This is a genomic window from Pseudomonas sp. 3A(2025) (assembly GCF_054589175.1).
Genome location: NZ_BAAILM010000050.1, coordinates 44,155 through 56,868, shown reverse-complemented (window position 1 = coordinate 56,868; position 12,714 = coordinate 44,155). Strand labels below are relative to the sequence as shown.

At 55.9% G+C, this 12,714-nt stretch carries 14 protein-coding genes; 8 read left to right on the top strand and 6 right to left on the bottom strand.

Annotated features, from left to right (window positions below):
* Position 1 precedes the first annotated feature (1 nt).
* The 3 genes from ACYP2A_RS19670 to ACYP2A_RS19660 all read left to right on the top strand — a co-directional run bounded on the left by ACYP2A_RS19670 (position 2) and on the right by ACYP2A_RS19660 (position 4,272).
* Entirely contained in the window at positions 2 to 1,582 is a 1,581-nt protein-coding gene (locus ACYP2A_RS19670) for an aldehyde dehydrogenase (NADP(+)) (protein ID WP_459747453.1), read from the top strand.
* Positions 1,583 to 1,611: 29 nt separating this feature from the next.
* Complete coding sequence (locus ACYP2A_RS19665; protein ID WP_459747451.1) at positions 1,612 to 2,880, top strand: fumarylacetoacetate hydrolase family protein; 1,269 nt, start codon at positions 1,612 to 1,614, stop codon at positions 2,878 to 2,880.
* A gap of 195 nt (positions 2,881 to 3,075) precedes the next feature.
* Positions 3,076 to 4,272, top strand: coding sequence for an OprD family porin (locus ACYP2A_RS19660; RefSeq protein ID WP_459747621.1), 1,197 nt, complete (start codon positions 3,076 to 3,078; stop codon positions 4,270 to 4,272).
* 138 nt (positions 4,273 to 4,410) lie between these two features.
* Here ACYP2A_RS19660 and ACYP2A_RS19655 read toward each other — a convergent pair whose 3' ends face one another.
* Positions 4,411 to 5,034 (bottom strand): TetR/AcrR family transcriptional regulator, encoded by a 624-nt coding sequence (locus tag ACYP2A_RS19655; RefSeq protein ID WP_459747450.1) that lies wholly within the window; start codon positions 5,032 to 5,034, stop codon positions 4,411 to 4,413.
* 112 nt (positions 5,035 to 5,146) lie between these two features.
* On the opposite strand from ACYP2A_RS19655, the gene ACYP2A_RS19650 reads away from it, so the two are divergent.
* Positions 5,147 to 6,352 carry an MFS transporter gene (locus ACYP2A_RS19650; protein WP_459747448.1) on the top strand — a complete coding sequence of 402 codons (1,206 nt, stop codon included), beginning with the start codon at positions 5,147 to 5,149 and terminating at the stop codon, positions 6,350 to 6,352.
* On the opposite strand, the gene ACYP2A_RS19645 is transcribed toward ACYP2A_RS19650, so the two are convergent.
* Positions 6,331 to 7,935, bottom strand: coding sequence for a sensor domain-containing diguanylate cyclase (locus tag ACYP2A_RS19645; protein WP_459747447.1), 1,605 nt, complete (start codon positions 7,933 to 7,935; stop codon positions 6,331 to 6,333). The genes ACYP2A_RS19650 and ACYP2A_RS19645 overlap by 22 nt on opposite strands.
* A gap of 65 nt (positions 7,936 to 8,000) precedes the next feature.
* On the opposite strand from ACYP2A_RS19645, the gene ACYP2A_RS19640 reads away from it, so the two are divergent.
* Both ACYP2A_RS19640 and ACYP2A_RS19635 read left to right on the top strand, forming a co-directional pair.
* Complete coding sequence (locus ACYP2A_RS19640; RefSeq protein WP_459747446.1) at positions 8,001 to 8,276, top strand: hypothetical protein; 276 nt, start codon at positions 8,001 to 8,003, stop codon at positions 8,274 to 8,276.
* A gap of 494 nt (positions 8,277 to 8,770) precedes the next feature.
* The gene (locus ACYP2A_RS19635) at positions 8,771 to 9,217 is read left to right on the top strand and encodes a hypothetical protein (RefSeq protein ID WP_459747443.1); all 447 of its coding nucleotides are present in this window, start codon (positions 8,771 to 8,773) and stop codon (positions 9,215 to 9,217) included.
* Positions 9,218 to 9,414: 197 nt separating this feature from the next.
* Here ACYP2A_RS19635 and ACYP2A_RS19630 read toward each other — a convergent pair whose 3' ends face one another.
* Positions 9,415 to 9,672 carry a hypothetical protein gene (locus ACYP2A_RS19630; RefSeq protein ID WP_459747442.1) on the bottom strand — a complete coding sequence of 86 codons (258 nt, stop codon included), beginning with the start codon at positions 9,670 to 9,672 and terminating at the stop codon, positions 9,415 to 9,417.
* An 84-nt stretch (positions 9,673 to 9,756) separates the two neighbouring features.
* Positions 9,757 to 10,065, bottom strand: a complete 309-nt coding sequence (locus tag ACYP2A_RS19625) for a hypothetical protein (protein WP_459747440.1) — start codon at positions 10,063 to 10,065, stop codon at positions 9,757 to 9,759.
* A gap of 581 nt (positions 10,066 to 10,646) precedes the next feature.
* Between ACYP2A_RS19625 and ACYP2A_RS19620 the strand changes: the two genes are divergently transcribed.
* A complete protein-coding gene (locus tag ACYP2A_RS19620; RefSeq protein ID WP_459747439.1) occupies positions 10,647 to 10,793 on the top strand; it encodes a hypothetical protein in 147 nt (48 codons plus the stop codon).
* Between the two features lie 14 nt (positions 10,794 to 10,807).
* A complete protein-coding gene (locus ACYP2A_RS19615; RefSeq protein ID WP_459747438.1) occupies positions 10,808 to 11,050 on the top strand; it encodes a hypothetical protein in 243 nt (80 codons plus the stop codon).
* A gap of 147 nt (positions 11,051 to 11,197) precedes the next feature.
* Here the strand turns inward: ACYP2A_RS19615 and ACYP2A_RS19610 are convergent, their stop codons facing one another.
* Positions 11,198 to 11,746, bottom strand: coding sequence for an O-methyltransferase (locus ACYP2A_RS19610; protein WP_459747435.1), 549 nt, complete (start codon positions 11,744 to 11,746; stop codon positions 11,198 to 11,200).
* Positions 11,747 to 11,815: 69 nt separating this feature from the next.
* Entirely contained in the window at positions 11,816 to 12,700 is an 885-nt protein-coding gene (locus ACYP2A_RS19605) for a LysR family transcriptional regulator (protein ID WP_459747432.1), read from the bottom strand.
* Positions 12,701 to 12,714: the final 14 nt, after the last annotated feature.

The window sequence follows — 12,714 nt, the reverse complement described above, 5'->3', positions numbered from 1 at the left end:
CATGCACCCTAGCGGATACAACTTCATTGCCGGCCAGCGCAGTGCTCAAGGCCAGACCCTGGTCTACAGCATCGATGCTCACACTGGCGAGCGCCTGCCTGGCGCTTTTTACCAAGCCACACTGGGCGAAGTCGATGCCGCCGTGGCGGCTGCCAGCGCGGCGTTCCCGCTGTATCGCAACTTGCCGGCGACTCGTCGGGCCGAGTTTCTGGAGGCCATTGCCGACGAGCTGGACAGCCTTGGCGATGACTTCGTTGCCTTGACCTGTCAGGAAACGGCGCTGCCCGGTGCGCGCATTATGGGTGAGCGCGGACGTACCAGCGGCCAGATGCGCCTGTTTGCCCACGTGCTGCGCCGTGGTGATTTCTACGGTGCCCGTATCGACCAGGCGTTGCCGGCGCGTACACCGCTACCGCGCCCCGACCTGCGTCAATACCGCATCGGGGTCGGGCCGGTGGCGGTATTCGGTGCCAGTAATTTCCCGTTGGCGTTTTCGACGGCCGGCGGCGATACCGCCGCTGCCCTGGCAGCTGGGTGCCCGGTGGTATTCAAGGCCCACAGCGGTCATATGGCCACGGCCGAACGGGTGGCCGAAGCACTGATCCGCGCCGCCGAGCGCACCGGCATGCCAGCCGGTGTGTTCAACATGATTTTTGGCAGCGGCGTCGGCGAGGCGTTGGTCAAGCACCCAGGCATCCAGGCGGTGGGTTTTACCGGTTCGCTGCACGGTGGCCGGGCCCTGTGCGACATGGCCGCCGCCCGACCGCAGCCGATACCGGTGTTTGCCGAGATGTCGAGCATCAACCCGGTGGTGTTACTGCCGCAAGCTCTGGCCAGCCGGGGGGCGCAAATGGCCAGGGAACTAACGGCCTCGGTTGTTCAGGGGTGTGGCCAGTTCTGTACCAACCCTGGCCTGGTACTGGGGATTCGCTCGACGGCGTTCAGCGCCTTTATCGAACAGTTGTCCGGGCACATGGCCGAGCAGGCGGCGCAAACCATGCTCAACCCCGGCACGCTCAGCAGCTACACAAAAGGCCTGCAGGCGCTACAGGCGCATCCTGGCGTCAAGCATCTGAGTGGTGCCGCGCAACACAGCACACAGGCGCAGCCACAGTTGTTCGAGGCCGACGTCAGCCTGCTGTTGACGCAGGATGAACTGTTGCAGGAGGAAGTATTCGGACCTTGCACTGTGGTCGTGCAGGTTGCCGATGAAGCCGAACTGCTGCGTGCCGTCGATGCCTTGCGCGGCCAGCTCACCGCCACCTTGCTGGCTGACAGCGACGACCTGAGTGCCTTTGGGCATTTGTTCGCCGCGCTGGAAGTGAAGGTCGGTCGCGTGTTGCTCAACGGCTACCCGACGGGTGTCGAGGTGAGCGATGCGATGGTCCATGGCGGTCCGTATCCGGCCACCTCCGATGCGCGCGGCACCTCCGTCGGCACGCTGGCCATTGATCGCTTTCTGCGTCCGGTTTGCTATCAGAACGTCCCCGACGCCTTGCTGCCAGCGGCTTTGCAGAATGCCAACCCACTGGGTATTCGACGCTTGATCGACGGCATCCCCAGCACTGCAGCCTTGAGCTGATCCCGATAAATGACAGTAAAGGTACACCTATGACTGATCGATTGAGCACCAACCCTTCGCTGAAGCTGAGCCACGATGCCAGCGTGTTCGACGCTGGAAGTTGGGTAGGGCGGGTATGGCTGCCGGATCTGGGCCCTTCAGTGGTCTTTGTAAAGGACGGCGCTGTACACGACATCAGCGCCTATGTAGCGACCGTTTCGGCCCTGTTGGAAGTGACTGACCCTGTGGCTTACCTGCGTACCCTGCCGCTGGACCAGCCACTGATCGAGCTGTCAGCGTTGCTGGACAATAGCGATCCGGCTCAGCGCGATCCGCGCCAGCCATGGTTGCTGGCACCCATCGACCTTCAGGCAGTGAAGGCTGCCGGTGTGACGTTTGCCACCAGCCTGCTGGAACGTGTGGTGGAAGAGCAGGCCAAGGGCGACCCCGCCAAAGCCGATGCTGTGCGTGAGTCACTGGTCAGCCGCATTGGCGCTGACCTGTCGCAGATCGTACCGGGATCAGCCCAGGCTGAAGCGCTGCGCAAGGTGTTGGTAGAGCAGGGGTTGTGGTCCCAGTACCTGGAGGTCGGCATTGGCCCGGATGCCGAAGTGTTCACCAAAGCCCAGCCGCTGTCGGCGGTGGGTTATGGCGCTGACATTGGCATACATCCCAAGTCGAGCTGGAACAACCCTGAGCCGGAAGTGGTGCTGGCAGTGTCGAGCGATGGCCGTATAAAAGGCGCCATGCTTGGCAATGACGTCAACCTGCGCGACTTCGAAGGCCGTAGCGCCTTGCTGTTGTCAAAGGCCAAGGATAACAACGCGTCCACCGCGTTAGGCCCGCTGCTGCGCTTGTTCGACGAAAGCTTCTGCCTGGACGATGTACGCAGCGCGGAGGTGGATCTGCGGGTTGAAGGTGAGGATGGTTTCGTCCTCTGCGGCCGCAGCTCCATGCGCAAGATCAGCCGCGACCCGCAGGACCTGGTGCAGCAAACCATCAACGAGAATCATCAATACCCGGACGGGCTGGTGCTGTTTCTCGGTACCTTGTTCGCCCCTAATCAGGACCGCGACCAGCCCGGTAACGGCTTTACCCATAAGCCGGGCGATGTAGTGAGCATCAGCAATTCACTGCTGGGTAACTTGTGTAACCGTGTGACCACCAGCGACCTGGCACCGCAGTGGGAGTTTGGTTTGCGCTCACTTATCGACAGCCTCGGCCGTCGTGGCCTGCTGGACGCTGCCGCCACCGCACGCCAGCCCGGCTCGTCCCGGACTCAGGGTCTTGTGGGTATGGGCGATTCGGGAACTGTTTAAACACTCGTTGTTTCAGGGGCACGAGTCAATTTATTGAAACGTTTGTTCTGAACCTCATCCGTGAGCTTTCAGCTGGCTTGGCTGTGCTCATGAAAACTGTCTGTGATGGAAATAATAACAATGAAAATCCGTGCATTCGATGCTGTTTACAATCACTCTTCGCTGTTCTTCGTATTGCCATTACTCGGCACGGCAATGGGCGTGCAGGCCGCTGACACTGGCTTTATCGAAGGCTCTACTGCGACGTTGACGCTGCGTAATTTTTATATCAACCGAAACTTCGTCAGTGATTCAGCCACACAAAGTAAAGCCGAGGAGTGGAGCCAGGCGTTCATTCTGAATTACACATCAGGCTTCACGCAGGGAACCGTGGGTTTTGGTGCCGACGCGATTGGCATGTACGCCATAAAACTCGATGGGGGACGTGGCACACGCGGAACGCAATTGCTGCCCGTGCACGACGATGGTCGTCCAGCGGATGATTTCGGCCGCCTGGCCATTGCTGGCAAGGCACGTATATCTGCCACAGAACTCAAAGTCGGCGAGTGGATGCCCATCCTGCCGATCCTGCGCTCGGATGACGGTCGCTCGTTACCTCAGACGTTCCAGGGCGCGCAGATAACCTCTCGCGAAATCGAAAATGTGACCCTGTATGGCGGGCAATTTCGTGGCAACAGTCCGCGAAATGACGCCAGCATGGAAGACATGTTCTTTGCACAGAAACCGGCGGGCAGGACGGACCGGTTCAACTTTGTGGGCGGCGAATACACCTTCAATGACAAGCGCACGATGCTTGGCCTCTGGAACGCTGAACTGAAAGATATTTACCGCCAGCAACTGGTACAGCTCACCCACAGTCAGCCCGTAGGTGACTGGGTACTCGGTGTCAACGCAGGGTGGTTCATCGGTAAGGATGAAGGACGTTCCCTGAGTGGAGACCTTGATAACCGTACCGGGTACGGATTGTTTTCAGCCAGGCTCGGTGGCAATACCTTCTATGTCGGGTTGCAAAAGGTGTCGGGCCAGGACGGCTGGATGAAAGTCAACGGTACGTCGGGTGGCTCGCTGGGCAATGACAGTTACAACTCAAGCTACGAGAATGCCAATGAACGCTCCTGGCAAGTGCGGCATGACTACAACTTTGCGGCATTGGGCGTACCGGGCCTGACCCTTATGAACCGTTACCTCAAGGGCACCGATGTCCATGTCGGTACCCTGACGGATGCCAGGGAATGGGGGCGTGAGAGTGAGCTTGCTTATGTTTTTCAGTCCGGCGCGTTCAAGAGCCTGAACATCAAATGGCGTAATTCGACGTTGCGTCGTGATTGGGGGACTAACACAAGTTTCAACGAGAACCGCCTGATTCTCAATTATCCACTTTCGATTTTCTGAAGCCTGCTGATCAGGCGCTGAGCCTTCGATTCAAATAGACGTCATTTTGCGGGATGCCCTCAAGGATGAGGGATTCAACGTGACCCTTTAAAACATTCCCAACCTGTTACTGCACGCCACTGGCACTACAAAGCAGATTTACCCACGCGCATCGATCCGCGCGCTATCCCAAGCCCCCATCACCTGAGTCACCGCTGCATCCAGCGTGGCATGTGGGACACCATCACGTGCCAGTGTCGACAAGCCCAGCATAAAACTGTCGAACACCGCGGCGAGCGTTTGCGGTATCACCGTCTCCGGCAATTCACCGGCGGTGATGGCGCGCTCGATGCACGCAATCATTCCCGCACGGTTCAGGTTTCTTGCGCGTGCCAGCGGCTCGGAGATGGCCTTGCTTTCATCCGAGCAAGCACTCATCAGGCCCAGCGACACCAGGCAGCCCTTGGGATGATCGGGCTCGCATTGCATTTTCGCCGAGCGGCGCAGGGCGAGTTCAATCGCCTCTCTGGGCGGCAGATCCGTATCGAACAGGCTGTCGGTCACCCGGCCATGGGTGGTGAGGTAGCGCTCGATCACCTCAGTGAACAGCGCCTGTTTCGAACCAAAGGCGGCGTAAAAACTGGGCGCGGTGATGCCTCCACCGATGCCGGCCTTGAGCTGGCTCAGCGAGGTTGCATCGTAGCCATGCTCCCAGAACAAATGCAGGGCCTGAGTGATTGCTACGTCACGGTCAAACGTGCGCGGGCGTCCCATCTGTGCCATGGTCGGATCTCCTCCAGAATTACTTAAATACTAATCGATACATAAGTCGTTGACTACCTGTAGGTTGCTCCCTATATTTATACCGATCAGTATATTAGTCGGGTGAGATCGAATGGCTACAGATGAGAGACAAGGTGAAAAACTGCCGCTTGGGGCATTGCTGGCACTGGCGATGACCGGGTTTATCTGCATCGTGACGGAGACGCTGCCTGCGGGCCTGCTGCCCGAGATAAGCAGTGGCCTGGAGGTCTCGGCATCCTATGCCGGGCAGATGGTGACGGTTTATGCGCTGGGCTCACTGCTGGCGGCCATTCCGCTGACCATTGCCACGCAAAGCTGGCGCCGCAGAACCGTCTTGTTGCTGACGATTGTCGGCTTTCTGATTTTCAATTCCGTCACTGCATTGTCGTCCAGTTACTGGCTGACCCTGATCGCGAGGTTTTTCGCTGGCGTCTCTGCGGGACTGGCCTGGAGTCTTGTCGCGGGTTATGCACGACGCATGGTTATCCCCCCATTGCAGGGCCGCGCGCTGGCGGTCGCCATGGTCGGAACGCCCATCGCCCTGTCACTGGGGGTGCCTTTGGGCACCTGGCTGGGCGGCTTCATGGGCTGGCGCATGGCGTTTGGATTGATGTCCGGGATGACCCTGCTGCTGATCGTCTGGGTGCTGATCAAAGTGCCGGATTACCCAGGCCAGTCCTCCTCACAGCGCATGGCGTTGCGTCAGGTCTTTTTCACCCCCGGCGTACGCTCGGTGCTTGGGGTGGTGTTCACCTGGATGCTGGCGCACAACATTCTTTATACCTACGTCGCGCCCTTTGTGTCCGGGGCCGGGCTGGCGAGTGACGTTGACCGGGTCTTGCTGGCATTTGGTATCGCCGCGCTGGCGGGCATCTGGGCCACGGGGCGGCTGGTTGATCGCCATCTGCGCAAGACAGTGCTGGCCAGCCTCGCAGCCTTCGCCGCGGTATCGGTTTTCTTCGGCTTGTTTGCAGACTCTGCCCTTGGCATTTACATCGGGGTTGTTATCTGGGGGCTGACGTTCGGTGGCGCTGCCACGCTGTTGCAAACGGCACTCGCCGATTCGGCAGGTGAGGGCGCTGATGTCGCGCTGTCGATGAACGTCGTCGTCTGGAACAGCGCGATCGCAGGCGGCGGATTACTGGGCGGTGTTTTGCTCGGTCAATGGGGAGCCGGTTCTTTTCCCTGGGTCTTGGTGATGCTGTTATTGCTAAGCCTGCTTATTGCATCGCGAGCGCGGGTTCATGGTTTTACTCACGGTGAAAGGCAGTCCGCTCAGGTGGTCACCGGGCATTGATGGGCAGTAGCGCCATCGGCACTGACAACCCGGTTGCGCCCGGTCTGTTTGGCGCTGTAACTGGCAAGATCTGCACAGCGCAGCAATGCTTCAGCACTGAGGCCTTGCACCCAGGTAGCAACGCCGAAACTGGCGGTTACATTGCCAGCCAGCGCAATCTCGTGATTGGCCAATGACGCACACAAGGCATTGGCCAACTGCTCAGCATTGTCCTGTGACGTAAACGGACAAAGAATCGCCAGTTCTTCGCCGCCAATTCGGCAAAACACATCGCTGCTACGCAGGCGCTGGCTGACTAATCGGCAGACTTGCCGCAGCACCTCGTCGCCGGTCTCGTGACCAAACCGGTCGTTGATGGATTTGAAGTGGTCCAGGTCAAACAGGATCAACGAGAAAGGTGCGCCGTAGCGATGTGCAGTGTCGACCATCTGGTCCAGCGAAGTAATGAAGTGACGACGATTATAAATACCGGTCAACTCATCGGTGACGGCTTGTATACGCAGTTTCTCTTCGCGGTCCTTGAGCTCGGTAATATCGCTGAACGAGCCATACCAGACGAACGTCTGATCCGGCAGGCGCTCGGCATGGGCATCCCCGCGTACCCAGCGCAGGCCCTTGCTGGGTAGCACTACACGGAAATCACACATCCAGCCTTCGCCGGTGGTGACCGACTTTATGGTCACCTCGCGGATCAGCGGCAAGTCCTCATGATGAATACGCTGAAACAACGGGTTACCGGTAAAGTTGACGCCAATCACGTCGTCAGCTTTAAGCTCGAAAAGATCTTCGATACCTGGGCTGCAAAATGAAAAGTAGCCATCGCCCGGTGCGCGCAAATGGTACTGGTACAGCATGTTCGGAATATTCTGTGTCAGCAGCGCCAACAGGGCCTTGCTTTCCTTGAGGCGGTCGAGCAATTCGATACGCTCGCTGACATCGATGATCACGCTGATGTGTTCGACTTCACCGCTGTTGGCATCACTGAACCGGGCATGGCGCAACTCGCCGGTGAACTGGCTGCCGTCCTTGCGGCGATAGGTCCACTCGGTCGCTTTACTGATTCCGTTATCGTCGCTCGAGAGTCTGCACACCAGGTGCTGGTCGCTCAGGGCCTGCAGGGCAGGGTCCGTCAGCGCTTGTCGGCGTGCATCGATCTGCTCTTTGACATGCAGCTTCTGAACGTTATTGCAGCCGAGCATTTCTTCACGACTAAAACCGAACAACGCCTGGGCACCGTCGCTGAACAGCTGGATCCGCCCCTGGGTGTCAGTTGTGATAACGGCGACCTGGGTCGCGGCATTGATCAGATTGGTCAATCGAGCGTTCAAGAAACGGATCTGGTTTTTCCGTGCAATCAACTCGTTGAACTGCGCTTGCGACTGTTGTTGGCGGCGGCGTGTCGAGGTACAGAGTGCAAACAACAACAGCGTCTGGGCAATCAAGGCAACTTCCAGATAGCCATGGGCGGGCATCGGATTGGGAAGCCAGATCAAAGTGGCCGTGACACACACGCTCAGGACAAGACAGAGCGACAGCCCAAGCAAGAAACCGTCGCCTTTGAAACGCGGGATAGGAGAGTTCATACACACCTGCACAGTGAACGCGGGAAGCGCTCTTGCCCTGCTGAATTGTGTGGGATTATCTCCAAATGCAAGCGAATAGCCAGTGGGTCAAACGTTTCAGCTCGTCTATTTTATTGCCGGATATGGCAATTTATGGAGAAGCGCTCAAGCCGTACCGAGCCCATGTCTCCCCGATCTTCAAGGTGACGATTGTTAGAGTAGAAAAAATCCTGACCCAGACTTCACGTCTCACCGCCGTCTTTGAACAATCGATTTATAGACGTGCATCAAGCAAATGCAGACTGGGAAAAACCACGGTCAACGCCAATCCGGGCGCGTTCTGCACTGGCTCAAACATCTGAATCTGTTGATTGACCTTGACAGCCAAAACACAATATTTTGTGTCTATGGATGGTTTGTATGGGCCAGGGCCAAACCATGGCACCGGTCCTATTGTTGAGAGCTAAGCCATGATAGCGATTTTTTTCGGCTTTAAGCATGCTCGACTTGGGCTGGGTGATAGTGGCCTACCCTTACAAAAAAGAAGGGCAGGAACTTACTGTATGGTGCAGGCGCAGAGAGGCTGGGCCAGGCGAGCAAATTCCAAGTGGTATGTTTGCTCTACAAATTTTTACTGTTTATTCAGATTCGTGATGTGGCTTGGCAGAAGCTACCCGGCTTATAGCTGGGGTGGAGTAAATAAATTTGCTGGGTGGTAGGGTGTGTCGGCAGGTTTCTATTATAGGGTGGCAGGAGGCGTATCCATGAGTCAGGCAGTTGTGGCAATGAATGTTAGTTTGAGGCTGGGTTATGAGAGGGGCAGTCCTGGTCCTGAAAATAATGTGATGAACAGGCAATGAGTCTTAAGTGCAAGAAAATACTGTTAGGGCTTAAAGTGCTGTATGTGGTGCTATTTTTCTGTGGGATGGTGTATTGGTTCAAAGGGTTGAGCTTCCCCAGAGGCAGTTTTATTCCATTGTCTGTACTGCGTTCAGAGTCAAGTAAGATATTGCCGGAGCAAGGTGCTGCACTTGTTGTTGATTTCGAGGGGTATAAAGGTTTTTCAGGCATTATTTCGAAGCATTATGCATCATCGTTGGTTTCTGATGAGGTTTTGGCACACTATAAGGTGGAGCTTGAATCCAGTGGGTGGCGCTTTTTAAATACGACATATGCAGATGGCTATGTTTTTTGTAAAGAAAGACTCCATGCTACTCTTTTTTTTAAGCCGAGAAGTGAGATTTATTATTTTTCGGTTTTCTTCAATCCTAAAACAATAGCGGGTTGTGTGAATAATAAATGATAGGATTCTCTACACGTAAGCCGCTAATTTATCACGGATAAAGATATTGTGGGTTCGTTTTTAAAAAGTAGAATTCAAAAATCGCAGAGGGCTCTTGGGGGTTAGGTTTCACAGGGCTGAAAATTGTGTTATGACCACGCTGATCTTTCCACCGGAGACCGAAGAACTCTTCCGTATATCCATAGCGGCTTACATCTTCAAAAACCGGTAAGCTGCCGGAAGCTAATCAAAAAAATTATCGCCGTAAAAAACAAGGTAATGCGCCCATGTACCTGAGCGCGTAAAACAAATCCAGCACTTCTCAGTTTTTCAGGGGTGTACCCAAATACTGCTTTAAAATACCAGCGCCACATTCGGTTCGATGCTACATAATCCAAGACTTTCTTGGGAAAAAAGGCCATGGACGCTGATAGCCCAACGCCCCACACTATCATGGCCAGTAAAATAATATTCATGCCGTGTGCCTCTTTGCTTCAAGCGTGCTCTCAAAAATTGTCGGTGTCTGTATTGCGCCCACTGCTTTGGTCGGGAGTGATGCACTATCTGAGCAACGATCCATCCGGATTAACGGCCTCTCGATCCTTGCGTTGAGGGTAGTATTTCTTTTTTTCTTCCAGTTCATAGAAAAGAATCCCATGTATGCCATGTGCGTCGGTCTTTTTTATTGGCCTTTTCCAGATCGCCAGGAACGCGGCATCAAGCATTGATGGAGAGCCATTCTCATAAACCTCGTCAATGAATGCGATGTCTGTATCGTGTGGGAAAATCAGACAAAACTCCTCTTCGGTCGCTGCAAAAATGTCATACACACAGTTTTCAGCACTATCGATGACCTGGATATTTTTCATTTCGCCATAAGCCCTGTCTTTTTTTGAATAGCTTTACTATAGCCTGCGCCAGGAACTTTAACAGAAAACGCATGGTGGAAACCTGGCAGTCGGTGTACGCTTCTGGTAGCCATAGACTCAATTGTACGAGCGGCCTGGTATGAGTTTTCGATGGCGGTAGCAAGAGGCACTACCCAAGGTACGCATCGATAAGGGTTCAGGATCTGGCGGTTGGAGTACGTGATGGGTAACTTAAAGTGCGGGGCAGTCATAGTGGCGGTGGTTGGCATATTGCCTGGTTTATATATGGTTTTCTGGTTGTATTCAAGCTGGGCTCAAGGCTATACATGGGCTGAAATGGATTGGGATGGCGATGGGTCTACTGATGTTTCAGAAATTTTTTTGGCCAGTGATATAGCACGCAGAACGATAGTTGTTGAGGGGCACGTCTGTGTGGAATATTTCAGGTTTAAGGATGGGCTGCCTGAGAAAGTTGTGTATGAAGATCGTCTTCGCTCGCGTTAAGAAAAATGTGTGTGGCGGTCTGCAGTATCCCATTGGAGGTCAGTCGTGATTGTTCGTGGTCAGAATGAGGAGCAATAATGGATGCATTGGCTATAAAAACCGTGTCTCTGACCTTTAGAGGCTTTGATGAGGATGTTGAGAAGGTGATTGCTTTAATGGGGGTAGGCACTGATGACGTTGAAATAAAGGTGATTTTGTCAGGCCTGGGGGGCGTACACGTTTGACCAGGTCGTATGTCATGTATGAGATGTGCTTTTCCGTACAGATCGACTTGTGTGAAATGATCCCGGCCTTGCTTTTAAGACTGGGGGGCGTGGAGCACATTTTGCGGGTCAAGCAAACAATCAAGCCTGAGTTTTTGGAGTTTAATTTCAATCTGCCTGTTGCTAAAGTAGAGTTTATTCAGGACGGGTACTTGTCCGAACAAACGATAGCGGAAATTCATAAGCTTGGTGCGAGTGCAGGATTCAATTTTATTTGAGAGGCTGTATTTTTTGGCCTCTGTTTTTCTCAGCGATAGGCTTGGTTTGCTTGTATTTACTGGTCGCTGCATTTCCTCACTCTCAGCCAGGGTCAGCAGTACTGTTGCAGTAAAGCACCGTGACCCGTTTAATCTGTGCTTATTTAGTCAAACCCTCCTGAACACCTGCGTCCCCCCGTCTTCCAGGCTGCTCACCACCTCCCAGCGAGCGCCATCACCCAGTTCCGCCAGCAACGCCTGACGCTGCCCATCCCGCGCCAGTCCCAGGTTGGCGCACACCAATATCCCTTTATCGCGCAGTAACCGGCGCAGCTCTGCCAACAGTTGCGTGTCAGGCGCAAAGCCATCGAAAAACGCCAAATCATAAGGCTCGTTCAGGTGCGCGAGCGTCTCGAGAAAGTCGCCCTGATGCACCGTGACCCGTTCACCCAAGCCCACGTTTTGCACCTGTTCGCGGGCCAGTGCGACGTGCTCCGGGTCGCGTTCCAGGGTATCGACGCGGGTCTGTTCGGTGGCCGAGGCCAGGCAGCAGGCGGTAAAGCCCAGTGCGGTGCCCAGCTCCAGCACGCGCAGCGGGCGTTCCTGTTGTACCAGCGCGACAAGGCCCGGGCCGTCGTCGAAGGTGTAGGCGCCGCATTGGTGTTGATGCTGATGCTGGCGGGTGGCGGACTGAATGAGGTCGTAAGGAGTGGTCATGTGCAGTGCCTTTCGCTGAGGAGTGGTTATTGAAAGACGAATAAAAGCGCCGGAAAACAACCGGCTGCTTCAGTCGGCACTCAACCCCCACAACACCTCCAGCACATGCTGTGTAGAACGCTCGACCTCGCCACTGCGATGGGCGATGCCCAACTGGCGCCACATCAGCGGCTGCAAGGGCCGCATGACGATGCGCGTATCGGGCAACGGCGTAGAGGCTTCATGCGGCAGCAGCGTTGCGCCGTAACCGGCGGCCACCAGGCTTTTGATCGCGTCGTTGTAATTGAGCTGGATACGCGGCGCAGGGTGGTGCCCGTCGCTGGCGAACCACTCTGTGGTCAACCGCGAAAGCCTTGTGCTGTTGTCATTCAGAATCAGTGGCTGGGCCGCCAGCCAGGCGGGGGTGATCAGCTCCGGGCACTCCCAGCGCGCTGGCAAAAACGCCATGACCGGGTCACGCCGCCACGGCTCGATGCTCAAGCCCTTTATCGGCGCCTGTGGCAACGCTACCAGGCCGATGTCCAGCGCGCCGTCGACCAGCTTTTTCAGCGTCTCTTGCGAGGTTAGCACCGCGACCTGCACATCGATGGCCGGATGATCCTGGCCCAGCGTTTCCAGGGCCTGTGGCAGCAACTGCGCGATGGCCCCGGTCGAGGCGCCCAACCGTACCCGTCCTGCCAATCCCTGAACCTGACGCTGCACATCCTCCAGCGCCTGCTCGGCATCGGCCAGCAGGCGACGTGCGCGCTCGATCAGCGTTTCGCCAATCGCCGACGGCTGCACCCGGCCACGAGTACGCGACAACAGCAAGCCGCCGACCCGTGCTTCAAGGTCAGCGATATGCAGGCTGACCGTGGGCGGCGCCAGGTTCAGCGCGCGGGCCGCTTCGGCGAACGAACCCAGGTCAGCGATGGCGACCAGCGTGCGCAGGCGGTCCAGACTGATTTCGCGCATTGATAATTTCCTGA

Excerpts from the sequence above, each read along its gene's own strand:
- ACYP2A_RS19610 (WP_459747435.1), bottom strand. The coding sequence starts at position 11,746 with ATGACCACTCCTTACGACCTCATTCAGTCCGCCACCCGCCAGCATCAG.
- ACYP2A_RS19665 (WP_459747451.1), top strand. The coding sequence starts at position 1,612 with ATGACTGATCGATTGAGCACCAACCCTTCGCTGAAGCTGAGCCACGAT.
- ACYP2A_RS19670 (WP_459747453.1), top strand. The coding sequence starts at position 2 with ATGCACCCTAGCGGATACAACTTCATTGCCGGCCAGCGCAGTGCTCAA.
- ACYP2A_RS19630 (WP_459747442.1), bottom strand. The coding sequence starts at position 9,672 with ATGAATATTATTTTACTGGCCATGATAGTGTGGGGCGTTGGGCTATCA.
- ACYP2A_RS19645 (WP_459747447.1), bottom strand. The coding sequence starts at position 7,935 with ATGAACTCTCCTATCCCGCGTTTCAAAGGCGACGGTTTCTTGCTTGGG.
- ACYP2A_RS19660 (WP_459747621.1), top strand. The coding sequence starts at position 3,076 with ATGGGCGTGCAGGCCGCTGACACTGGCTTTATCGAAGGCTCTACTGCG.
- ACYP2A_RS19605 (WP_459747432.1), bottom strand. The coding sequence starts at position 12,700 with ATGCGCGAAATCAGTCTGGACCGCCTGCGCACGCTGGTCGCCATCGCT.
- ACYP2A_RS19620 (WP_459747439.1), top strand. The coding sequence starts at position 10,647 with ATGGATGCATTGGCTATAAAAACCGTGTCTCTGACCTTTAGAGGCTTT.
- ACYP2A_RS19640 (WP_459747446.1), top strand. The coding sequence starts at position 8,001 with ATGCAAGCGAATAGCCAGTGGGTCAAACGTTTCAGCTCGTCTATTTTA.
- ACYP2A_RS19615 (WP_459747438.1), top strand. The coding sequence starts at position 10,808 with ATGTATGAGATGTGCTTTTCCGTACAGATCGACTTGTGTGAAATGATC.
- ACYP2A_RS19655 (WP_459747450.1), bottom strand. The coding sequence starts at position 5,034 with ATGGCACAGATGGGACGCCCGCGCACGTTTGACCGTGACGTAGCAATC.
- ACYP2A_RS19650 (WP_459747448.1), top strand. The coding sequence starts at position 5,147 with ATGGCTACAGATGAGAGACAAGGTGAAAAACTGCCGCTTGGGGCATTG.
- ACYP2A_RS19635 (WP_459747443.1), top strand. The coding sequence starts at position 8,771 with ATGAGTCTTAAGTGCAAGAAAATACTGTTAGGGCTTAAAGTGCTGTAT.
- ACYP2A_RS19625 (WP_459747440.1), bottom strand. The coding sequence starts at position 10,065 with ATGAAAAATATCCAGGTCATCGATAGTGCTGAAAACTGTGTGTATGAC.